The organism is [Clostridium] scindens (assembly GCF_019597925.1).
GTDB lineage: Bacteria > Bacillota > Clostridia > Lachnospirales > Lachnospiraceae > Clostridium_AP.
The window spans coordinates 3,150,669-3,175,000 of record NZ_CP080442.1 but is presented as its reverse complement, the minus strand read 5'-3'; the positions used below and the strand labels follow the sequence as shown (position 1 = coordinate 3,175,000).

At 46.5% G+C, this 24,332-nt stretch carries 16 protein-coding genes, 3 tRNA genes and 2 rRNA genes (1 of these 21 only partly in view); 19 read left to right on the top strand and 2 right to left on the bottom strand.

Features of this window, described 5'->3' with window-relative positions; translation table 11 throughout:
- From rrf to K0036_RS15080, 11 genes are all read left to right on the top strand, one after another.
- Positions 1 to 67: ribosomal RNA gene (rrf, locus tag K0036_RS15130) — 5S ribosomal RNA — on the top strand; it begins 51 nt to the left of the window's first position.
- Between the two features lie 40 nt (positions 68 to 107).
- A tRNA-Ile gene (locus K0036_RS15125) sits at positions 108 to 181 on the top strand.
- A 130-nt stretch (positions 182 to 311) separates the two neighbouring features.
- Positions 312 to 384, top strand: a tRNA-Ala gene (locus tag K0036_RS15120).
- Positions 385 to 612: 228 nt separating this feature from the next.
- Positions 613 to 3,510 (top strand): 23S ribosomal RNA (locus K0036_RS15115).
- Positions 3,511 to 3,655: 145 nt separating this feature from the next.
- Positions 3,656 to 3,727 (top strand) — tRNA-Asn (locus K0036_RS15110).
- A 282-nt stretch (positions 3,728 to 4,009) separates the two neighbouring features.
- Complete coding sequence (locus tag K0036_RS15105) at positions 4,010 to 5,377, top strand: ABC transporter permease (RefSeq protein ID WP_220430104.1); 1,368 nt, start codon at positions 4,010 to 4,012, stop codon at positions 5,375 to 5,377.
- A gap of 157 nt (positions 5,378 to 5,534) precedes the next feature.
- A complete protein-coding gene (locus tag K0036_RS15100; protein ID WP_173694080.1) occupies positions 5,535 to 6,827 on the top strand; it encodes an ABC transporter substrate-binding protein in 1,293 nt (430 codons plus the stop codon).
- Positions 6,828 to 6,842: 15 nt separating this feature from the next.
- Entirely contained in the window at positions 6,843 to 9,398 is a 2,556-nt protein-coding gene (locus K0036_RS15095) for an ATP-binding protein (protein WP_220430103.1), read from the top strand.
- 191 nt (positions 9,399 to 9,589) lie between these two features.
- A complete protein-coding gene (locus tag K0036_RS15090) occupies positions 9,590 to 10,276 on the top strand; it encodes an ABC transporter ATP-binding protein (protein WP_025642382.1) in 687 nt (228 codons plus the stop codon).
- Positions 10,276 to 12,855, top strand: a complete 2,580-nt coding sequence (locus K0036_RS15085; protein ID WP_220430102.1) for an ABC transporter permease — start codon at positions 10,276 to 10,278, stop codon at positions 12,853 to 12,855. The genes K0036_RS15090 and K0036_RS15085 overlap by 1 nt, the downstream gene beginning before the upstream one ends.
- A gap of 55 nt (positions 12,856 to 12,910) precedes the next feature.
- Positions 12,911 to 13,711, top strand: a complete 801-nt coding sequence (locus K0036_RS15080; protein ID WP_220430101.1) for a transglycosylase domain-containing protein — start codon at positions 12,911 to 12,913, stop codon at positions 13,709 to 13,711.
- 9 nt (positions 13,712 to 13,720) lie between these two features.
- On the opposite strand, the gene K0036_RS15075 is transcribed toward K0036_RS15080, so the two are convergent.
- On the bottom strand, positions 13,721 to 14,632 hold the full coding sequence (locus K0036_RS15075) for a LysR family transcriptional regulator (protein ID WP_025642404.1): 912 nt from the start codon (positions 14,630 to 14,632) through the stop codon (positions 13,721 to 13,723).
- A 292-nt stretch (positions 14,633 to 14,924) separates the two neighbouring features.
- Here K0036_RS15075 and K0036_RS15070 point away from each other — a divergent pair, with 292 nt between their 5' ends.
- From K0036_RS15070 to K0036_RS15040, 7 genes are read left to right on the top strand one after another with little or no spacing between them, the layout of a single operon-like run.
- A complete protein-coding gene (locus K0036_RS15070; RefSeq protein WP_220430100.1) occupies positions 14,925 to 16,370 on the top strand; it encodes a glycine/sarcosine/betaine reductase component B subunit in 1,446 nt (481 codons plus the stop codon).
- Positions 16,367 to 16,606 (top strand): CBO2463/CBO2479 domain-containing protein, encoded by a 240-nt coding sequence (locus K0036_RS15065; RefSeq protein ID WP_025642408.1) that lies wholly within the window; start codon positions 16,367 to 16,369, stop codon positions 16,604 to 16,606. Before K0036_RS15070 ends, K0036_RS15065 begins: the two co-directional genes overlap by 4 nt.
- Positions 16,603 to 17,334, top strand: a complete 732-nt coding sequence (gene prdB / locus K0036_RS15060) for a D-proline reductase (dithiol) protein PrdB (protein WP_081724518.1) — start codon at positions 16,603 to 16,605, stop codon at positions 17,332 to 17,334. Before K0036_RS15065 ends, prdB begins: the two co-directional genes overlap by 4 nt.
- 21 nt (positions 17,335 to 17,355) lie before the next feature.
- Complete coding sequence (locus K0036_RS15055) at positions 17,356 to 18,243, top strand: sulfite exporter TauE/SafE family protein (protein WP_173694074.1); 888 nt, start codon at positions 17,356 to 17,358, stop codon at positions 18,241 to 18,243.
- Between the two features lie 35 nt (positions 18,244 to 18,278).
- Complete coding sequence (gene ilvD / locus K0036_RS15050; RefSeq protein WP_173694073.1) at positions 18,279 to 19,973, top strand: dihydroxy-acid dehydratase; 1,695 nt, start codon at positions 18,279 to 18,281, stop codon at positions 19,971 to 19,973.
- Between the two features lie 18 nt (positions 19,974 to 19,991).
- The gene (locus K0036_RS15045; RefSeq protein ID WP_155857617.1) at positions 19,992 to 21,029 is read left to right on the top strand and encodes a proline racemase family protein; all 1,038 of its coding nucleotides are present in this window, start codon (positions 19,992 to 19,994) and stop codon (positions 21,027 to 21,029) included.
- 11 nt (positions 21,030 to 21,040) lie between these two features.
- Entirely contained in the window at positions 21,041 to 22,027 is a 987-nt protein-coding gene (locus tag K0036_RS15040) for an ornithine cyclodeaminase family protein (RefSeq protein WP_310593060.1), read from the top strand.
- A 54-nt stretch (positions 22,028 to 22,081) separates the two neighbouring features.
- On the opposite strand, the gene K0036_RS15035 is transcribed toward K0036_RS15040, so the two are convergent.
- A complete protein-coding gene (locus tag K0036_RS15035; protein ID WP_025642421.1) occupies positions 22,082 to 22,960 on the bottom strand; it encodes a LysR family transcriptional regulator in 879 nt (292 codons plus the stop codon).
- A 117-nt stretch (positions 22,961 to 23,077) separates the two neighbouring features.
- On the opposite strand from K0036_RS15035, the gene K0036_RS15030 reads away from it, so the two are divergent.
- On the top strand, positions 23,078 to 24,331 hold the full coding sequence (locus K0036_RS15030) for an aconitase X (RefSeq protein WP_220430099.1): 1,254 nt from the start codon (positions 23,078 to 23,080) through the stop codon (positions 24,329 to 24,331).
- Position 24,332: the final 1 nt, after the last annotated feature.

Here is a 24,332-nt window from a genome sequence, read left to right as displayed (position 1 = left end):
GGTTAAGGCCCGGGCGGCCGATGGTACTTTACTGGAGACGGTACGGGAGAGCAGGTGGCTGCCAGAATCAAAAGGAAAAAGAAGGCGGAAGCCTTTTTGACATAGACGGGCTTATAGCTCAGCCGGTTAGAGCGCACGCCTGATAAGCGTGAGGTCGGTGGTTCGAGTCCACTTAAGCCCATGTACTGAACGCCTGGAGAGGTATTTCCGATCCTGGCGAGAAGACAGTTCCCAAGCCTTGGCGAGGTCCTATCGAGCCTAGGCGCACGGAACCTTTCTTATGCAGAAGCATATGGGAACAGGCACCAGACGGGGGATTAGCTCAGTTGGGAGAGCGCCTGCCTTGCAAGCAGGAGGTCACGAGTTCGAATCTCGTATTCTCCACTCGATGCGCGCCGCGCATCGCATATGTACCTTGAAAACCGCATACATGGAAATACAAGAATGATCAAGAAGAATATCTAGATCAAGACATCCGAGGTAATCGCGGAAGCGATTATTCATAACAAACCAGATTCGAGGCAACGAATAGAAAAAATGCCGACTGGCCAACGCCGGCAACGCTATGCCGACGTAGGACGCAAGGCGCCGCCCGTGCGCCGCTGTCCGCTTGGTCATGCTAGAAAGAGCATATGGTGGATGCCTTGGCACTAAGAGCCGACGAAAGACGCGATAAGCTGCGAAAAGCTTCGGGGAGGGGCAAATACCCTTTGATCCGGAGGTGTCTGAATGGGGAAACCCGCATGAGAAGCCCTCATGCATCCCTGCGCCAATCCATAACGCAGGGAGGGGAACCCGGCGAACTGAAACATCTAAGTAGCCGGAGGAAGAGAAAACAACAAGTGATTCCGTAAGTAGCGGCGAGCGAACACGGAAGAGCCCAAACCGGGGCGCGTGCGCCCCGGGGTTCGGACCGCATAATTGATCCGCGAGAGGTAGCAGAACGGCTTTGGGAAAGCCGGCCAGAGAGGGTGAAAGCCCCGTAAGCGAAACCGGGAGCGGCAAGGCGGGATCCAGAGTACCACGAGACACGAGAAACCTTGTGGGAAGACGCGGGGACCACCCCGCAAGGCTAAATACTCCTTAGTGACCGATAGCGCATAGTACTGTGAAGGAACGGTGAAAAGAACCCCGGGAGGGGAGTGAAAGAGAACCTGAAACCATATGTTTACAAGCTGTGGAAGGGCCTTACGTGCCCAACCGCGTACTTTTTGTAGAACGGTCCGGCGAGTTACGCCGGCTGGCAAGGTTAAGGGCCTTAGGCCCGGAGCCGAAGGGAAACCGAGTCTGAATAGGGCGAGCGAGTCAGCCGGAGTAGACCCGAAACCGGGTGATCTATCCATGTCCAGGTTGAAGTTGCCGTAAAAGGCAATGGAGGACCGAACCCACATCCGTTGAAAAGGGTGGGGATGAGGTGTGGATAGGGGAGAAATTCCAATCGAACCCGGAGATAGCTGGTTCTCCTCGAAATAGCTTTAGGGCTAGCCTCATACGAGTCTTGCGGAGGTAGAGCACTGAATTTCCTAGGGGGCGTCAAAGCTTACCGAAGAATATCAAACTCCGAATGCCGCGTAGATGATGTATGGGAGTCAGACTGCACGAGATAAGTTGGGCAGTCGAAAGGGAAAGAGCCCAGACCTGCGGCTAAGGCCCCAAAATGTGTGTTAAGTGGAAAAGGATGTGGGATTTCGAAGACAACTAGGATGTTGGCTCAGAAGCAGCCATGCATTCAAAGAGTGCGTAATAGCTCACTAGTCGAGAGGTCCCGCGCCGAAAATGTCCGGGGCTGAAACACACTGCCGAAGCCCAGGGATGTACGAGGTACATCGGTAGAGGAGCATTGGATGCGGGAGGAAGCGGCACCGGAAGGAGCCGTGGACCGCATCGAAGAGAGAATGCCGGAATGAGTAGCGAGAGGAAGGTGGGAATCCTTCCGGCCGAATATCCAAGGTTTCCAGAGTAAAGCTGATCTGCTCTGGGTAAGTCGGGGCCTAAGGCGAGGGCGGGAGCCGTAGCCGATGGACAACAGGTTGAGATTCCTGTACCGCGATATGACAGAACTGTGGGGACACGCGTGGAAAGCATAAGCCGGGAATGGAAAGACCGGCGCAAGCGGGGTAGGGGCTGCATAGGCAAATCCGTGCAGCGCAACCCGAAGCCGCGACGCGAACCGAACTACGAGTAGGGAAGTATGCGAGCCATGCGTCAAGAAAAGCCGCTATCGCTCATATCGCGCCCGTACCGCAAACCGACACAGGTAGATGAGGAGAGAATCCTAAGGCCGACGGGAGAAGCATTGTCAAGGAACTCGGCAAAATGACTCCGTAACTTCGGGAGAAGGAGTGCCATAGAGATATGGCCGCAGAGAATTGGCCCAAGCAACTGTTTAGCAAAAACACAGGTCTATGCGAAGCCGCAAGGCGAGGTATATGGGCTGACGCCTGCCCGGTGCTGGAAGGTTAAGGGGAGAGGTTAGGAGCGATCCGAAGCCTTGAACTTAAGCCCCAGTAAACGGCGGCCGTAACTATAACGGTCCTAAGGTAGCGAAATTCCTTGTCGGGTAAGTTCCGACCCGCACGAAAGGCGTAATGATTTGGGCACTGTCTCGACAATGCACCCGGTGAAATTGAAGTACCAGTGAAGATGCTGGTTACCCGCGCCAGGACGGAAAGACCCCATGGAGCTTTACTCCAGCTTGATACTGGGATCCGGTATTGCATGTACAGGATAGGTGGGAGGCTAGGAAGCGATGACGCCAGTCGTCGCGGAGCCGCTGTTGGGATACCACCCTTGCAGTGCTGGGTTTCTAACCAGCAGCCGTGAACCGGCTGGGGGACAATGTCAGGCGGGGAGTTTGACTGGGGCGGTCGCCTCCGAAAGGGTATCGGAGGCGCTCAAAGGTCCTCTCAGAATGGTCGGAAACCATTCGCAGAGCGCAAAGGCAGAAGAGGGCTTGACTGCGACACCGACGGGTGGAGCAGGTACGAAAGTAGGACTTAGTGATCCGGTGGTATAAAGTGGGATTGCCATCGCTCAACGGATAAAAGCTACCCTGGGGATAACAGGCTTATCACTCCCAAGAGTTCACATCGACGGAGTGGTTTGGCACCTCGATGTCGGCTCATCGCATCCTGGGGCTGAAGTAGGTCCCAAGGGTTGGGCTGTTCGCCCATTAAAGCGGTACGCGAGCTGGGTTCAGAACGTCGTGAGACAGTTCGGTCCCTATCCGGCGCGGGCGCAGGATATTTGAGAGGAGCTGTCCTTAGTACGAGAGGACCGGGATGGACTGGCCGCTGGTGGATCTGTTGCGCCTCCAGGCGCATGGCAGAGTAGCCAAGCCGGGACGGGATAAACGCTGAAGGCATCTAAGCGTGAAGCCCCCCTCGAGATGAGATATCCCTGGCGACAAGCCAGTAAGACCCCTTGAAGACGACGAGGTGGATAGGATAGAGGTGGAAGTGCAGCAATGCATGGAGCTGACTATTACTAATCGGTCGAGGGCATGACCAGAGAGGCCGGAAGGCGAGGAGGCCCAATCTGGGGCGTTGGATGGAAGTATTTCCCGTATGCGGTTTTGAAGGTATATATAGGGCACCAGGAGGCCATACTAGCATGTATGGAGGCCGGTGTTTTTCTTCAATTAAAGATAGCATAGTCCTCGATAGCTCAGTGGTAGAGCATTCGGCTGTTAACCGAAGGGTCGTTGGTTCGAGCCCAACTCGGGGAGTTCTGAAGAAGTCCGTAAAACTTGTGTTTACGGACTTTTTGCTATATAAATTAAATTGATTTACAAATGCTAAATAAAACGTTACTATTAAAATAAAACGATATTTGCAGTATGGAGTTTTATGAGAGGGGGTAGCGTATGACTATTTTTAAACGGGCGTTCCTATACATAACAAGAAAAAAGGCGAGAAGTCTTATACTTTTTACGATTGTTTTTGTAATGGCAATATTTATGCTCATAGGAATATCTATTCATTCCAGTGCATTGAATGCGGCAGAAAATGTGAAAAAATCTGTTCAGACAGGAATCTCGTTGAGACTGGATGTCGCAGATGCGGAGGAAACGTTTGATTTTCATAAAAATGCTGATGGAGAGATTGAACGTACATTAAAGATACCAATCCTTACCCAGTCAAAACTTCAAAAAATATTAAAAATCAAGGGAGTATCTGGCTACTTTGAAGAGTCTAACATTTTTGCTTTCTATACGGGGCTGGATGTTCACCCGGGAGGCTCACGGGATTTATTAGAAGAACTGAAGGCAAAGGATCCAGATACCCTTACAGACGAGGAAAAAGAAACCATAAAGGGATTGGAGGCATCACAGATATATGCTTGCGGCTTTTATCCTGTGCAGGAGGCCCGGTGGCAGCCGTTCTTTTTAAACGGAGCTCTTGAGATAAGTGAAGGAAGGAACATAAAATCCTCTGACCGAAAGAAGGCGGTGATATCCGAAGAACTTGCGGACCGCAATAAGTTAAAGATTGGAGATAAGCTGACGATTTCCTCCTTTAATTATATTACCGGAGAACGATACGGGAATACGCTGGAACTGGAAATTGTGGGTATTTTCCAAATGAATTTTGAAGAACAGGTTAGCAAGTATACAACGGAATCTGATATCGTATCAAATCTTATTTTTACAGATGAGGAAGAATTTACGAATTGGTGGACCGGGGAATGGAATGAGTACTATAATGAAGACCCCATCGTGCCGCTGGAAGACCCGGTTGTTACTTATGTAACCTTGTATGTAGATGATCCGGGTATGTTAAAAGAAGTGGAAGATGAAATACGCGGAATTGATGATAAGATAGACTGGGAATATTATAATTTTGAGTATTATGATAAAGATTATAAAGCGATTGCCAAGCCATTGCTATTGATGGTCAAACTGTCAACTGCATTAATGATTATCATGGCCGTGGGCGCGCTTGTAATTCTTTCTTTCATTTTAAGCATGTGGATACAAGGCAGGAAGAAAGAAATACACATTCTATCATTGATTGGCATAAAGAAGAGGTCCATATTGGCACAGATTGTCCTGGAATGCACTCTGGTATCAATATGCGCATTTATATTAGCAGGAGCGGCTGCAGGCCCGATCACAGTTGCAACAGGGAAGGCGTTGGAAAAATCGGTAAGTTCTGTCCAGAGCGATCAGCCATATGAAACCAGCAGGAATGTAAATGGAGAGGTGGAAATATACAGGACTTCGAACGAGCCGGTTATGCTAGAATACAATCTGACTCTCGTGATGGCAGTGAAGGTATTGGCGGTCATGCTGGCGGTGATTATTTTGTCCGTATTGATTTCATTCATGAGGATTGAAGGGCGTGGGCGAGGAAAGATAAGAATACAAGGGTTTTAGTTTTTATACTTTGAAGCGTATATTGAAGAAAGTTTTTGTGAATTTTAAGAAGATTTAAACAATAATTGTAAAAATAAAAAAGTTTTTAGAAAATTATTGTTTAAGGGAGGCCAGTCTGATAAAATAATAGTAAAATTACGGAAAAGGATAAGAAAAAATGGGGAAAAAAGCGAAAATAAATTCAGGGTGGCTTTTATTGGTTCTGTTGTTTACAATTTCAGCTTTAGCAGGCGGCTGCGAAACAAAAGAAGGAGAAGTCAAAGAGTATGAGGATGTAAAAGCAGTGACTCTTACATTTTTTGGCACTGAGATCTTGAACAGCAAAGTATGGAATGAGCAGATCCAGGTAGAGGACGGAACACAGATTAAGATTCTGGAGACGACTGCCGAGTATTATACGAAAACAGGCGGGGATGAGGCATACCGTAATTATCTGTTGGAAAGGCTGGATAAAGGGAAGGAGATCGACTGGTATAGTATTTTTGCTGAGGATGTATTCCGGTTCACAGAGGAAGGAAGATATCTGGATCTAAGCGACTTAAAAGGAGTCGAAAATCTTTCGGAAGATGCGCTCAGAGGATGCAGTTATGACGGGAAAGTGTTTGGTATTCCGCTGATCTATACGGGATACGGATTTTACTGGAATAAGGATATACTGGATAGTTGTGGTTTGGAAGCGCCTTCCAATCTAGAAGAGTTCTTTTCCGTGTGCCGGACGCTGAAAGAACAGGGCTATACACCTTACCTGGGGAATAAAGGCTATGCGATGACAGTTCCGGCGATGGCCGCTGGCTTTGCAGAGCTGTATGCATCCGAAGATAAAGAAGAACAGATCGCGAAACTGGCGGACGGGACGACTCCGGTCAGCGCTTATATGAAAAAAGGCTTTGAACTGGTGGAAAGGATGCGGGACGAAGGGATCTTTGATATAGAAGAAGCGCAAGAAAAAGTCCCCGATGATTCCGTACAGGATTTTACTGAAGGAAAAGGCGCCTGTGTATGCGGGTATTTAGGCGCAAAGACTGAAAAAGCGGATTTTGATATTGTAATGACAGGAGTGCCGGTTCTGGAAGACGGGGCAGTGACGATTGTGACGCCGGATCGAAGAGTTGCTATCAATCCGAAGTCAGAGAATCTGGAGTATGCCCGCGAAGCGCTGGAATATGTCGCAGATCCGGCTCATTTGCAAAAAGTAGCGAAAGAACTTGGGACACTCTGTGCGGTGGAAGACAAAAATATAGATTATAGTTACATAGGGGAAGAGAAAAAGGATTTTATACAGCTTGCCACCTCAGGAGGCCAGATTCCGGTACAGGATTTCACTCTGGGATTCAATACCTGGGTTAATATCAGAGATCTGTGCAGGGAGATCGTAAATGGCAAGAGCGCCCAATGGGCTGCGCAGGAATATGACCGTATGCAGAATGAAGAGATCTTACAATGGAAGTAAGAGAAGGAGATATAAATGGGAAAGAGGAGACGGGCGCTGTTATTTGCGGGAGCGGTCACAGTTCTTGCGTTCGTGTTTATTTTGTTTTTTGTACTTTCGGGACAGATAAGTGAAAATCTAGAAGAAAGTTCTTATGACTATCTGTACGGATCTACAGAGATTATACGACGGCAGATAGATAATGGGGTCAGGGAAGATGAACGGAGGATTGAGCGTTTCGCAGATGGGCTGGCAGGTGAAGACCGGCAGAGCATGGAAGGAAAAATGGCCTCTTTTTGCGACTATAATGACTTTAACCATATGTACATTGTGGGGAAAGATGGAATAGGTATCGATGAAAACGGCAATCCATTTGAGACGTCTATGCTTCCGGTACAGGAGCACGTATTGGCGAATGGAGAAAGGTGGATATCAGAAGGATATTCCAATGAGTACGGATACGAAACGGCAATGTTTGAAATGCCGGTATTGGATGAAGAACTGCAGATAGGGGCAGTCTATGTAGAAGTAGAGATGCAGAAGTATTATACGGATGAACTATTTGCATTTCAATCTGGAAATGGACGGGCTTACCTGTTTAACAGAACCGATGGGAACTGGGTGATAAAGGGGCCTGTTTCCGAACTTATTTCTCTGGAAGACGATTCCGTCTACCATTCTTTGCTGGAGGCAGGAAATTCCTCGCAGGTGACAGATGATTTCAAGCAAACGGTTGAGACTGGGAAAACCAAGATTTTTCTCCTGGAAGGAGGAAACAGTCCAGTTTATATCTGTATCATGCCCTGCGAATATAACAATTCCTGGGAAATGATGACGGTGATCTCTTCCGAAAAACTTGCTGAACAGAACGGTGCAGCCAATACACTTTTATGGATGCTCCGCATCATTTATCTGTTAGGGAGCGGAATGATCCTTGCCGCTTTGTTTTTCTATATTAAGGAGAAAGACAAAAAGCATATGGCAGAGATGCGGGAAAAATTGGAAAAAAAGGTTCGTGAAAAGGAACAGCGCCTGTCAGAAATTACGGTAAGAGAATATAGTTTCCAAATCATCGTGAATCTGGATACGATGGAATGCCGTCAGGAAATTTATAGGAAAGAGGCGGGAGATATCCACGAATTTGAATGCGGAAGTTACATGGAAGGTTTCCAGGAATTCTGCCGGAAGGTGGAAAAAAATGACCGAGGCCGGGTGACAGAATATCTCGCGCCGGATAACCTGGCCAGGATGTCGGACGAAGAGACGCTGCCATCCTTTGACTATCGCCTGGCAGAGGACAGCCAGATGTACTGGTATGAATGTATTATTTTTTACAGCGTGACAGGGGATAAGAGATATGCGTATATTATGAACAAAGATGTCACGCAGAAAGTGCGAATACAAAGAAAATTGGAGGAAGCGAATCAGGCGAAGGGGAGATTCCTCGCAAATATGTCCCATGACATACGCACGCCTTTAAATGCTATAATCGGGACGGCCCAGCTAGCTGAGAGAAGCCTGGAAAAGCCGGAAAAACTGCGTCAATATATGAGCACCATTACCGGGGCGGCAAAGCATCTGCTCAGCCTGATCAATGATGTGCTGGATATGTCTAAAATCGAGAGCGGAAGACTGGTGCTGGTGGAAGATGATTTCTCGATCGAGGAGGCGCTTGAGCGGATCGATGAGATAATCCGTCCTTTATGCAAGGCGAAAAAGCAGATATTCGAAGTGGAAAACAAAGGCCTCGCCCATTCCTTGGTGCGGGGGGATATGCTGCGGTTTAACCAGGTTCTCATTAATCTGTTGAATAATGCTAACAAATTCACGCCAGATGGCGGGACAATCCGTTTTATAATAGAAGAAGTCCCACAGAAAGAGGAAGGCATAGCGGCTTTTCATCTGGAAGTCAGAGATACAGGAATCGGGATTGAAGAAGAAAATCTGGAGAAGATTTTCGGAGAGTTTGAGCGGGAAATTGATTCTACGGTAAACCGAGTCGAAGGAAGCGGATTAGGGCTTGCGATCGCAAAAAGTATTGTTGTCACGATGGGAGGAGAAATCCGGGTGGAAAGTACCCCTGGAAAGGGAACCGTTTTCTTCCTGGATATTGCATTCCAGACAGTGCAGACAGCGCCGGACAGAACCCGGAAGGAGGCAAAAGAAAAGACTTTCGAGTCGGAAAATATGGAAGACGCGCTCATCGGAAAACGCTTCCTGCTTGTGGAAGATAATGAGATCAACAGGGAGATTGGAAAGGAAATGCTGTTTGCCTTGGGCGCGGATGTAGAGATTGCCGTAAATGGGCAGGAGGCCTGCCAGAAATTCGAAGAAGCCGGAAGAGGGCATTATAGTGCTATCCTGATGGATATCCAGATGCCAGTCATGAATGGATATGAGGCGTCCAGTGAGATCCGGCGTATGAAGAAGTGCAAAGGAGATGAGATCCCAATCATTGCGATGACTGCCAATGTGTTTGCGGAGGATGTGGAAGCAGCAAGAAAGGCCGGAATGAATGGATATATCGGAAAACCTGTGCTGGTAGAAGAACTTTATGAGACGCTAAAAGAAACGTGTGCCGTATTACAGTAGATTATACTTATTCAAAAGAGGCTCGTAAATCCTTGTATTTACGGGCTTTTTGTTTTAATCTCTATATAAAATGACGCATCTCTTAACGGAAAGTGACGGATGTCTCACTTAAAAGTCACAGAAAAGTAAGTTGAGAGTTCTATTATATGGGTAAATTCAAATTAACATTTATGAAAAAGGGGGCTCACATAATGGAGTTTTTAAAAGTTGAAAATCTATATAAGGTCTATGGGAAGGGGGAGAATCAAGTCACTGCGCTTGATGGAGTCTCTCTTACCATCGAGAAGGGAGAATTTACCGCGATCATCGGCTCTTCCGGATCTGGCAAGTCCACGCTGCTTCACATCATCGCGGGAGTGGATGTGCCCACAAGCGGAAAAGTCTATCTGAATGGGCAGGACGTGTACGCCCAGAATAATGAAAAACTTGCAATTTTCCGCAGGCGTCAGGTTGGGCTGATCTATCAGTTCCACAATTTGATTCCGACTCTGAATGTGGTGGAAAACATGACTCTGCCGATCCTTATGGATAAGAGGAAGGTAAATAAGGAACGGCTGAAAGACCTGCTAAATCTGCTGGGTCTGGAGGAACGCAAGAATCATCTGCCTAACCAGCTCTCAGGAGGCCAGCAGCAGCGGGTCGCCATCGGGCGGGCCCTGATGAATGCGCCTCAGGTTATGCTTGCCGATGAGCCGACCGGTAGCTTGGACAGCCGGAACGGACATGAGATAATCAAGCTGCTGAAGGAAAGCAATAAAAAATATGGGCAGACATTGCTACTCGTCACGCATGACGAGAATATCGCCTTACAGGCAGACCGCATCATCGGGATATCGGATGGCAAAGTGGTGCGGGATGAGAGGCAGGTGGCACGATAATGAACATATTTAATAAGGTTGCCATGCAAGGACTAAAAAAGAACCGTACACGTACGATCGTGACGATTATCGGTGTAATTCTGTCCGCTGCTATGATTACGGCAGTGACTACCTTTGGAGTCTCGCTGATGAACTATATGGCAGAAGTAGCAGCCAGTAAATATGGCGACTGGCAGGTCGCATATCTAGATGCGGACTCCTCTTTTAAAAAAGAGATAAGCAGCGACAAGAAAGTGGAAAAGGCCGTATCCTTTGAAAATATCGGCTATGCCAGGAGTGAAGCCGGAGAGAATCCAAATAAGCCATATTTTTTTATTGCGGGATTCAGTCAGAAGACTTTCGATGCCCTGCCTGTCACGCTGGTGTCAGGCAGACTGCCGGATAATGACAGGGAGATTCTTCTGTCCGGGAAAGCGACAACAGAAGGGGGCGCTTCTTACGCATTGGGAGATACGATATCTCTCGCCGTGGGCAGCCGTCTGGAAGGAGATAAAAAACTGAGCCAGAGTGATCCATACAAAGCCGGGACAGAGATATTCGCGCCTCAGGAGGAGAAAGAGTATACGGTTGTAGGAATCTGCAGGACACCCGTCTTTGAAGAGGATTCTTCGCCGGGATATACTCTGATCACAAGAAATGAGGAAAGCATGCAAGGGGCAGAATTCAGCGTGTTTGTGTCACTTTGGAATCCGCGGCAGATTCACTCATTCGCAAAGAGCGCGGGAGATGGCCATGCATACATCCTGAACCATAATGTACTTCGCATTATGGGGCTATCGGACGATCCATCCGACCGGGTATTCAATGCACTGCTGTATTCGGCTGGGGTTATTGTAATTGCGATTATCATGGTGGGCTCCATCTTCCTGATATATAACTCGTTCAGCATCTCTTTGAATGAGCGCATGCGGCAGATTGGAATTCTCTCTTCCGTGGGAGCCACATCAAAACAATTGCGCAATTCCGTACTTTTTGAAGGACTTTGCATTGGCGTGGTGGGAATTCCTGCTGGCGTCTGTCTGGGTCTGGCAAGTATCGGGCTTATAATCTCAGGAATCACTAAGAAACTTAGCAGCATTTTTTATACGGGCGTTTCACTAACCATGGATATATCAGCTCTGGCAATCATAGGGGCAGCGGCAATCAGCATGATCACGATTCTGATTTCGGCCTATATACCGGCAAGAAAGGCAGCTAAAACACCGGTGATGGATTGTATCCGCCAGACAAACGAGATCAAAGTAGAGGCAAAGGCTGTAAGAATATCCAGAATGACAAGGCGCATATGCGGCCTGGAAGGAACGCTTGCGCTTAAGAACTTTAAAAGGAATAAAAAACGGTACAGGAGCATTGTCTTGTCTCTCGCATTGAGCATCGTCCTGTTTGTCTCTACCAGCGCCCTTGTAACAAGCATGAATCATGAGACGAAACAGGCAAAGGTGGTAACCAGCTATGACCTAGGATTTGGAACCCAGGCCATGGATGATGCTGACATGCTTAACCTATATGATAAACTGAAACTTGCGGAAGGAGTTACCGAAAGTTCCTATCAGGACGTCGTAGAATATATGTGTACAGTCAGTCCCGGCGAACTTACAGAAGATTACTGGAAAGCCGCAGGAGGACACTCTTCGGATGAAACGGTGAAACTGCCCATGGATATTCAGTTTCTTGACGACAATGCTTATCTGAAGATTGTAAAGGATCTGGGCTTGCCGACAGAGGAATATGCCGGGGAGAGCGGGAAAATAATTGCTGTTGGCAAGGTGAATGATGAGAAGGCAGAAGGAGTGAAGGATCTTAAGGATATGTTTATAAGTCCTTCTATGGATCTGGCCGTCATGCCAAAGGCAAGCGCAGAAGCAGGGGAGGCACAAAACCAGAACATAAGCGTTACATTCGTCGAGACCGTACCGCCGGATTCGCCTCCGATAGCGGGAGCCGCGGAGCAGAGGCCTTACTCTTTCCAGGTGTTGGCGCCCTGGTCTATGAAGGCGTATCTGTATCCTGCAGATAATCCGGCAGACTTGAAAGTGAAAGGATTGACCTTCCAGTCAGAGAATCCACCCAAATCAGAGAAGGAGATGAAGACCATAATTCAAGAGGCGTCCCTGACCTCTGCATATACGTTCATGAACACATCAGATGCTCTTGAGGAGGGCAGGAATTATATCTTTGTTGCCAATGTATTTTCCTATACATTTATCATTATGATATCGCTGATCGCAATTGCCAATGTGTTCAATACGATCTCGACGAATATCAAGCTGCGTCGGAGGGAACTTGCCATGCTGCGCTCCGTAGGAATGTCCGACCGGGATTTCAATAAAATGATGCGGTTTGAGTGTGCCTTTTATGGCGTTAGGTCACTGCTTTTCGGGCTTCCGGTGGCGATCATTTCATCTTGGATGATCTGTAAGACAATGATGGTAGACAGTCACCGTTTCGTACTGCCGTGGGCAAGCATTGGAATCAGTATAATCAGCGTATTTTTAGTAATATTTATTACCATGCTTTATGCAGTCAGCAAGATAAGGAAAGAGAATATTATTGACACGCTCCGTGATGATATGACTTAAATGAACATTTTGATGATGGATTCTAGGTTGATGAAATGGAAAGGAATGGGTGGCTATGAAGAAAAAGAAGAAAATCTTCTGCTGTCTGTTGTTCCTTATTTACATGCTGCTGGGAAGCGGCGCCTTCTTTGGGATAAAAGGATACGAAATGTATCGGGAAGCCATAACAGATGAGCCGATCGACCAGCGTATTGAAAAGATACGCAGTCAGGAGAATTATGTTGACTACGACAGTCTTCCACAATTCTATGTAAAAGCGACGATATCCATTGAGGACCGCAGATTTGAAGATCACGGAGGAATTGATCTGATTGCGATCGGACGCGCTGCATGGAGGGATATCCGGTCGCTGTCCTTAGCAGAAGGCGGAAGCACTATTACCCAGCAGTTTGCCAAGAATCTGCTGTTTACCAGGGATAAGAAGTTCGAGCGAAAGGTGGCGGAGGTCTTTGCGGCCATAGAGATAGAATCAAGATATACAAAGGATGAGATATTCGAACTATATGCCAATACAGTATACTTCGGCAGTGGATACTATGGAATCTATCAGGCATCCTTGGGGTATTTTGGAAAAGAACCGCGGAAACTGAATGAATATGAGTCAGCCATGCTTGCGGGCATTCCAAAGGCTCCTTCCATCTACTCGCCGGATGCCAGTAAAGAAATGGCGTCACGGCGCACGGACCAGGTGCTATACAGCATGGCGCAGTGCGGGGCAATTACCAGGGAAGAGGCGGACAGGATTAAAACGTTGATGTTAAAGACAAGTGAATACGGATCGATAAAGGACGTTGATAAACGTATGCTGAATTTGAAAAAGAGAGTTCCTCGTAAGTGCGAGGGACTCTCTTTTTAAGAGGGTGATTTAAAAAGACTGTCTATCATCTTCTAATACGTAAGTTTTACCATATCGTTCTTGAATATATTTATGAACTGTTTTAATAAAGTCTCTTGTCAGAGGAGAGATGTAAGGAGAATCCTGTGTAGCGATGCCAATTATTCTGGAATAATGTTCTACAAATGGACGGCAGCTGATATCCTTCTTCAGGCCATTTAGTATTAACTGTGGAAATATGCCGATGCCAAGTCCCTTTTCTACAAACAGGACAGAACTCATATCTTCGCCACTTAATATACGGATGTTAGGCCGTATATGGCTATTATCTAAAATATTGCCAATGTCGTAGTTTAAGCCTTCGGCAGAAATAACCATGGGATAGTCTGCAAGATCCTGTGCCAGTATTGCGGCTTTTTTGGATAATTCGTGTCCTCTGGGAAGAACAACCATAAACTCATCATCCAAAAGAGGGCAGAATGTAAGATTCTTTTCAGAAAGCAACGAAGTGGTAAAGCCACAGTCTATTCGGTCAAGGGCAATATCCTTTTGAATCGTATCATACGTGCCGTGAACTAATTCATAATTGACGGAGGGATGATCGATAGAAAACATTTCCAGAATCGTGGGAAGCCAATTCGTACTGATACTCTCAAAAGTACCGATCTTAATGGTGCCTCTATCTGTGGAAGCGCAAGACTGTACGATTTTTTGAATCTTATTTTCCTCTTGTGTAATCTTTAATATTGAGTCGAATAGCAATGCTCCTTGCCTTGTTGGAAATAGTCCGTTTTTCTCTCTTTTGAAAACAGAAAAGCCTATTTCCTTTTCAAAGGATGATATGATCTGGCTTACAGCAGGCTGTGAATAATTTTTGCTTTGTGCAGTTTTTGATATACTTCCTGTTCGAAAGACATCTAATATAATATCGTATTTACTCACTTCGGATTCTCCTCTCTTTATCCTGTTCTTAAATTTATGTTTCGAATCCAATTCTTGTCTGGTAATTCCATTTTAAACAATTCTATAGAAAATTTAAATATAATATTGTTATTTATATATCAATATTATTTATATCCCCATTCGATATTATTATATCATTCGGAAATAAAGACGGAAAAATCAGGGTTTCAGGAATGTATAAAAGATTTCAATACTGCCATTAATGTCTGTTAATTTATTTAACCGGAATTCGATGCTATGCTTCTGGTAAATGAAAAAGGAGGTATAAACGATGTCTATTATTCTTGATATCAAAGAGGGAAGGAATATTCACATTGAAATGCCAACGTATGGGATACCGGCAGAAAATACTGCTTCTGCGGCTTTGGGCCGGGCAGATGTATCAAACGGCGATACGGCAGGCGAACAGTCAGAAGAATATTCACAGGATAGAGTCCGCAGGACTCTTAAAAATTATGCGTTTCCGGTAAAGGATGTAAAAATAGGGGACAAAACATCCTTTGATAATGGAGTGCTTGTTGTACGCAAAAGTCTCATTCAGGAGGCATTGGCCTGTAATGAATTGATTGCAGATGTCAATATGGATGTCATTACGCCTGATCACCAGGATGTATATGTGAATACCATGATGGATGTGCAGCCGATTGCAGTTAAAAAAGAGGGGGAACTAGGAGAAGGCTCTACGTTTGAAATGACAGGCGTATATATGCTGCTTACCGGTACGGACGAGGATGGACTACAGACTGCGGAAGCGAATGTGAGCAATGGAATTTACGAGGATAATGTATGGTGGGGAAGACCGGGAGCGCCGGATAAGGATGCATTTATTGTTCATGTTGATGTAACGATTAAGAAGGGGACGGGAATGGAACGCCCAGGGCCACTGGCCAGTCATCAGGCGATGGATATCGTGACCCAGGAAATCAGGAAGGTTCTTAAGGAAAAAGAGATTGAGGATGCAGACAAAGAGCGGCTTTACGAAGAAATCGACCGTCCCAATAAGCCACGGGTGCTTCTGGTAAAGGAGATCATGGGGCAGGGAGCTATGCATGATAATCTGATACTTCCAGACGAGCCCTGCGGCTTCCTTGGCGGGCGTCCAAATGTTGACCTGGGGAATGTTCCGGTATTCTTGAGAACAAATGAAGTCCGTGACGGAGGCATTCATGCCCTTACATGCATTACTCCGGATACGAAGGAGGCTTCGCTGCTGTATTGGAGAGAGCCTATCGTGAAAAGACTGGCGGAGGATGAAGAGGTTAATTTCTTAGGCGTTCTATTTGTAGGAAGCCCGCAGGCAAATGAAGAAAAGTTCTACGTTTCAAAACGAGTGGGAGCCACCATAGAGGCGATGAATATTGATGGATGTATCGTGACAACGGAAGGATTCGGCAATAATCATATTGATTTTGCGTCTCATATTGAGCAAATAGGCTCCCTTGGGATTCCGGTTGTGGGTGTATCTTATTGTGGCGTCCAGGGCGCGCTTGTTGTCGGAAATAAATATATGGACTCTATGGTTGATCTATGCGTATCCGAAGATGGCAATGTGGAAGACATCCTTGCTAAGAATTCCATGACGCCGGAGGCTGCATTGCGCGCGGTTACGATGATGAAGAATAAAATTGCAGGCGTAAAGATTAATGCCGCTCCAAAGAAGTACAATGGATCGCTTATAGAAGAGAATCTTTCTCTTGCACAGGAGGTTTGCAGATGATTATTCGAGGAATACGGGTGAAAAATGAAGCGGTGCCTTATACAGGAACGATTTCAGGATTGAATGACGGGGAATTCATCGTTCAGCTGTCTGCCCGGATGGGAATTCTGAAATTGCCGCGCAAATCATTGATTTGCGAAAAAGAACCCCAAATCGGGGATGAAGTAAAATTGCTTATGAGTTTTGTTGAAATGAAAAAGGATCAGTACGAAAAGGAGGAGACGGATAGATTATGAAATATAAACTGACTACTGTTGAAAATATGTATTCGGAAATTTATACACCAATTACACCGCCGCCGGTTTGGGCGCCGATGACCAAGCCTCTCAATGAATGCAAGGTTGGATTTGCAAGCGCCTGTGGCGTGCACTTAAAGACACAGAAGCCATATAAGCTGGCTGGAGACCGCACTTGGAGAAGAATTCCAAGAGATGTAAAGCCAGAGGAACTTATGATTACCCACGGAGGCTATGACCACACCGATGTTAATAGGGATATCAACGCTATGTGGCCGTACCAGAGGATGATGGAATTGGCAGAAGAAGGCTATATCGGCGAATTTTCTGAAGTAAACGCTGGATTTATGGGAGGCGGGGGAGACCAGGATACTTTTCGGGATACCATAGGACCAGAGGTCGCCGCGATGTTTAAAGAGGAAGGAGTCGATATCGTTCTTATGACGGCTGGCTGAGGTACCTGCCACCGCTCTGCAGTATTGGTGCAGAGAGCGATTGAAGCTGTTGGAATTCCTACCTGTATCATTGCCGCGCTTCCTCCGGTATGCAGGCAGCAGGGGACGCCTAGGGCAGTAGCCCCGAAGGTTCCTATGGGAGCAAATGCAGGAGAGCCGCATAATGCAAAAATGCAGACAGAGATTGTAAAAGAGGCGTTAAAGCATATTGTAGAAGCTGACATGCCGGGAATCATCAAGCCTTTGCCACAAGTCTATCACGCAAAAATATAGAGCGGATGAGAGGAGAAAACTATGATAGTAACAGTTATCAAAGGTATTTTTTTAGTATATGGCGGCACCGAGGCGGTCGGACTTGTTCATGGCATGATTAAGCACCGGGAAAAAGGCGTTACGCCGTTTCAATATGCAGTATATTATCTGGTGGGATTTATAGCAAACTTTTTTGACGTCTTGGGAATTGGCAGTCTGGCGCCGACGCTTGCTACCTACAAATTGACGAAAACCGTAGATGATGATCTGATTCCGGGAACGCTGGTTATCGGCTGTGCAATTCCCGTTATACTAGAGGCGCTCTTGTTTCTTACAAAAGTTGAAGTCGAGATACTGACTCTGGTCGGCATGTATGGCTGTGGAATTATAGGCGCGCTGATTGGTGGAAAGGTCGCCACAAAATTGCCTGTTAAGGCTCTGCGGATTACAATGGGAGTAGGACTTTTGAGCGCTGGAGCGTTGATGATGATGAGCAAATTCGGCTTGATGCCTCTTGGAGGCAACGCAATCGGGCTTCATGGAATAAAACTTGTGATCGCATGCATTGGCTCATTCATATTAGCCGCGCTGTTGACGGTTGGGATTGGAAACTATGCGCCTACAATGGTCATGGTATATATGCTTGGAATGAATCCAGCTGTTGCGTTCCCGATCATGATGGGACTAGGAGCACTGGGAGTATGCAATGGCTCATTTCCATACTTTGCGTCTAACAGGTATCACCATCATGCGGCGTTTGCATTTACTGCCGCAGGCGTTGTCGGAGTTTTGATTGCGGTATATCTGGTAACCTCGCTGCCGTTATCCGTGCTGCAATGGCTGGTTATCCTGGTTGCTTTTTATACTGGCATAACCATGCTCAAACAGGCTTTTGCCAGGGAGAATGTGGCAAAAGCCAACGTAGGTTAATATTGGTAGAACAAAGATTGGAGATTAAGAATTTTATGTATGATGAGAATAGACCCTATTGGAATGGCGTAAACGCCACCCATATGCGGATGATGCTGAAAACTTGCGGCTACTGCGATAAGGATATTAAGAAGAAACCCCATATCGGAGTGGCAAATGCTTACAACTCGGCTGCTCCGGGACATGCACATTTAAGACAGCTGGCGGAACAGGTGAAACAAGGAATTTGGGCAGCTGGCGGAATTCCGGTTGAATTTGGAATTCCGTCTACCTGCGGCGAATATTCAAATGGAAATGAGACATTAAAATATGAGCAGGCAGGTAGAGATGTTGTATGCATGTCAATTGAATTTGTTACAAATGTGCATCAGTTTGATGGACTTATCATTCTTGCAACATGTGATTTGATTATTTCTGGCGCCTATCTTGCCGCGATGCGGCTGGATATCCCAACGATTGTGGTCACCGGCGGCTCAATGCGTGCTGGAAGCTATAAAGACCAAAGCCGTCTGACTGCGTCTGCATTAGACTGTGCAGTCAGGGCAGGGGCGCCGGAAGACGAACTGTCTGCGCTGGAAGGCTACGTATGCCCGACATTTGGCGCATGCCCTACTATGGGGACTGCCTGTACGATGCAGATGCTGGGCGAAGTACTGAATCTGGTAATGCCGGGAACTTCCATTATTCCCGCAGACGACAATATGAAATTAAGAAAATCTACCGAAGCGGGCGCATACATCGTAGAACTGGTTAAAAAGGATATCAGGCCTTCGCAATTAATAACGAAAGAAACTCTTTTAAACGCGATCATATTTGACACGGCTGTTGCAGGCTCTACAAATGCCATTTTACATATTCTTACCTATGCATATGAACTAGGCGTTACTATAACATTGGACGATTTCGCAAAATATGCGAAGGAAATACCGCTTTTGCTTAATGTAATTCCAAGCGGCCCGTATACGGTATATGAATGCCATTATGCCGGCGGCGTTCCTGCAATAATGAAGATGCTGCAAAGCAGGCTATATACTTCCGGAAAGATGCTTACGGGAATCACCTGGGGAGAATTCCTGGACAGGCTGGAAGAAGAGCCTAACGATATAATCCACTCATTAGACAACCCATGTTCAACGATTCCTGGACTTCAGGTATTATATGGTAATCTCTCGCCGAACGGAGCAATTGTGCGGCCTACCGGCGTTCCAGAAGAAATGATGGTCTTTTCCGGAAAAGCGAAAGTATATGAATGCGATCAGGATGCCTGTGCGGCAGTGGAACGTAACGAGGTGGTACCTGGAGATGTCATTGTGATTCGTTATGAAGGCTGCGTGGGTGCTCCTGGGATGAAAGAAGTCATGCTGACTACAGATATTCTGGTGGGAAAAGGTCTGCATAAGAGTATCGGCCTGGTTACAGATGCACGATTTTCTGGCTTCAATTATGGCGGGATTATTGGCCACGTCTCACCGGAGGCATATTTGGGAGGACCGATTGCAATTGTAAAAGACGGGGACGAGATATTTGTAGATATCGAAAAAGGGGTGGTTGAATTAAAACTGTCTGAAGAAGAGATTAACCAAAGACTTTCAGTTTGGAAACGCCCTCCTATGAAAGAAGAAAAGGGAATGCTTAACATTTACGCGCATACGTGCCGTCCGCCGGAAGAAGGCGGCGCCATGCAGACATGGGAACGTGGCGCCAGTGGCACAAGATGTAAAAGAACATAGTTTTAAGGAGGGTTAGAAATGGCAATTCAATTAGAGCCTGTTATTGCAAAGGAACACTTTGAATATCAGATCACATGCATTGATTCACATACGCAAGGGGAAGCGCTGCGGCTGGCGGTCAATGGAATTCCTCATCTGTCAGGCAAAGATATGATAGAGAAAAGAAAGTATTTTCAGGATCATTATGATTTTATCAGAACAGCGCTGATGGATGAACCACGAGGTCATAGGGATATGTTTGGCGCAATATTAACAGAGCCTGTGCATGAAGAAGCCGACTATGGCATTTTCTTTCTGACGCCAGACGGATACATCGATATGTGCGGTCATGGGACAATTGCGGCTGCTACAGATCTGGTTGAGACAGGATTGGTGAAAAAAGTAGAACCATATACGGACATACGTTTTGACACAGGGGCAGGGATTGTCACTGCAAAGGTTAAAATTGTGAATGGCCGTGCAGCGGAGGTACGGTTAAACAATGTTCCTGCGTTTGTATTTAAGGAAAATCTGACTACAGTGGTTGACGGAAAAGAATATCAGTACGACCTTGCGTTTGGAGGAGATTTCTTTACGATGGTAGATGCCAGGCAGGTAGGGCTGGAGATTAATGTATCGAATTATAGCACATATGCTGATTTGGGAGTCAAGATGCTGGAAGCAGTAAATAGAGAAGTTGAGATCAAGCATCCGACTGCTGATATTGAAGGGAGCATTGTTTGCGAATTCTATGATTCTACAAAAACAGATCATTCAGATATGAAGAATATCGTCATCTTCGGCGATTATCAGGCAGACAGATCGCCATGCGGTACAGGAACAAGCGCAAAAATGGCTGTACTTCATAAACGAGGAGAATTTGAGATTGGCGAATCCCTTATAAATGAAAGTTTTATAGGAAGCATATTCAAAGGCGAGCTTGTTGGAGAGACAAAAGTAGGCGAGTTTGAGGCCGTCCTTCCGGTAATCACCGGTACGGCGAATGTTGTAGGTGTTGCTACATTCCTCATAGACCCCGAAGATCGCTTAAAATACGGATTCCACATCGGGAAATAGAAGGAGGATAGATGATGCTGCTATTATCAAGGAAAGATATTGAATCAGTGTTTACAATGAAAGAAACTGTCCAAGCTGTAAAAGACGCATTTACAATGTTCTCGCAAAATAAAATAGAAGTTCCATTAAGAACAGCGATTAAAAGCCAGTGTGGCGGTACGTTTTTAACGATGCCGTCTTATGCGCCAGAATTGGAATGTGAATGCGTAAAATGCATCAATCACTTTCCAATGAATATTGGCAAGAATATTCCGACCTTGCCGACGCAAGTATTGCTGGCAGATGCAAATACAGGGATGTTTGTAGCAATGCTGGATGGATTGTGCGTTACGCAGCTTCGGACAGGAGCTTCCTCAGGTGCTGCTTTTGACGTGCTTGCGAAGAAGGAATGCTATAAAGGTGCAATGATAGGGACTGGAGGACAGGCGGCTGCACAATTGGAAGCTATGCTGGTGGCAAGACAATTAGAGGAAGTCTGGATCTATGATATGGATTTGAACCGATGTAGAACGTTTGTGGAGGCAATGAGCCAGAAACTGGCATCTTATAACGTAAAACTAGTGCCGGCCGCATCTTCGGATGAGGCGGTAAAAGATGCGGATCTGCTCATTACGGTCACCCCGTCGCTAAAGCCGGTATTCGATGGCAAAATGGTCAAGCCAGGAGCTACGGTAAGCTGCGTGGGCTCCTTTGCTCCGAATATGCAGGAGATGTCTCCGGAGGTGCTTAGCAGAGCCGCTAAAATATATTTCGATTCCAAAGAGGCTGTTCTTTCAGAGGCAGGAGATATATTGATTCCATTAAAAGATGGGATAATTACGGAGAGTGATTTTACCGGGGATTTGGGCGATGTGATTCTTGGAAATGTGACAGGCCGGGAAAACGACGAAGAGATTATTGTTTACAAAACGGTAGGCATTGGAGCACAGGATCTGGTGACATCCAAACGCATATATGATAAGGCCATAACCAATAATATTGGTACGGTCTGGGAATAATGGCGAAGCCATCTTGCTGGATTATTAAAACCAGCAAGATGGCTTTTTGCTAGATTACAAGTTGTCTTTTCTGAATTCCAGATATTGTAAAAAGTGCTTGGTTGCAAGGGACATGGTTTTCTTGCTGCGGTAAGCAACGCCAATCCTGCGGTACGCCGGTACTTCAAATTCTTTTAATACGACGCGGAATGGGCAGCGCTTTAGGATTAGCCCGGACAGAATTCCGATGCCCAGGCCTTTTTCCACCATAGCCATGATCGCATAGTCATCCCAGGTAGTCAGATGAACATCCGGCTCCAGATTATACTCTTGCAATAATTCAACGACTTCAGAGTCGACCCCTACTTTAGACAGCATGAAAGGATATTCTTTGATCAACTCAATGGGAACCTTCTCATACCTGGTCAGAGGATGCCCTTCCGGCAGTACCAGCAACAGCTGGTCTGTTTCTAGAAATGTGGCTTCCAGATCCGGATGCGTAGGCAGCAGGAGAAAGCCGCAGTCAATCTTCCCTTCAAATATCCATTCCTGTATTTCCACATAACTTCCAAGACTCACTTCATAATCAATATTTGGATAATCTTTCTGAAATTCGTCAATGATATTCGGAAGCCAGAATGTAGCTACGCTGGAAAAGGTTCCGATACGGATCAGGCCGGAATGAAGGCCGTTCAAATCATCAATCTGCATCTGGAGATTCTCATAGTCTGAGCAGATTCTCTGTACGGTCTGATAAAGCATCATTCCATCCGAGGTCAGGCGTACGCCCGAGTGGCTTCTATCCAGCAAGGATACGTTCCATTCTTTTTCTAAAGTAGCAATCATCCGGCTAATTCCAGACTGGGAATAATTCAGCATTTCCGCAGCTTTGGTAAAACTTCCATATTCGATTGTCTTAATAAAGGCCATGTATTTTTGAATATTGGTATCCATTACTTTTTGTCATCCTCCATATGATAATTATGCGCTTTTAACATTTCTATAGATATGATACTATTTCGTTAAAGAAAAAACAAGGGTAATAATGATACCTGCTAGGAGGGATTAAGAATGAAACTGACGGAAAAAGAAGAGCGCATGCTAAAAGGCGATATGGGCCGCGGCGTCCAGTGTGCCATGGAAGTCCTGGTGAAGATGGGAGAACTCTATGGAGCAGAGGAATTTATAGAAGTCAAGAACGCCCATATCGACGCAGCGGCATATACTACGATCTGGGATGCCGGAACGGAATTCGTGGAGTTCCTGGTGGAAAACGGTGCCAGGGTGGCAGTGCCTACAACCATCAACCCAATGTCCGTAGACCGCCGAAACTGGAGGAACCTTGGAACCTCAGAGGAATTTGCCGCAAAATGCGACAGGCTGGAAAACGCATATATGAAACTGGGCGTCAATCCGACTTGGACCTGCGCGCCGTACCAATGCACTAATGTGCCGATGTTTGGAGAAAGCGTGGCCTGGTCGGAATCTAATGCAGTCGACTATGTAAACTCCGTGGTAGGCGCCAGGACAGAGAGACTTCCTGATCTGGTGGACGTCTGCTGCGCAGTTGCCGGACGCGTACCAAAATATGGAAGATATCTGGATGAAAACAGAAAAGGGGAATTGCTCTTTGAATTGGAAGGATTTGATGATGCCTGGTTCCAGGACAATGTGGATTATGCCGTGCTGGGATATCTGGCCGGGGAGATCGCGATCAACCGCGTGCCGGTTATCAAAGGGCTTCCGCAGCGAACCACGCAGGATAACCTGAAGTCCTTTTCCGCAGCGGCAGCATCCGGCGGGGCAGTGTCGCTGTTCCATGTGGTAGGCATTACGCCGGAGGCGCCGACGCTTGAGGCGGCATTTCAGGGAACAACGGACTATGAGACGATCAAGATAACTCCGGATCGCATGCGCGAGATGAGAAGACGACTGAATACCGGAGATAAAGAACAGGTAGATATGGTTCTGACCGGCTGCCCGCATCTATCCGTAGACGAGATTGGCCAGATTGCAAAGGAGATCGAGGGCAAGAAAGTCTGCGAAGGCACAGACTTCTGGATCCAGACCAGCCATCCGATATACGAACTTGCAAAAATAGCGGGATATGTAGATGTGCTGGAGGCTGCCGGCGCAGTACTGGTAAGGGATTCCTGCCTAATGGAGATGGAATACAACGGAATGTGGACCGGAAAGCATTTTGTAACGAATTCTGGAAAAGCAGCGCAGTATGCGCCTGCAATTAATAGCGTGAAGATCACGATGGCAGATTTGAAAGGCTGTGTGAAAGCAGCTGTGACCGGCAAGGTTCCAGAGGAGGTGTAGG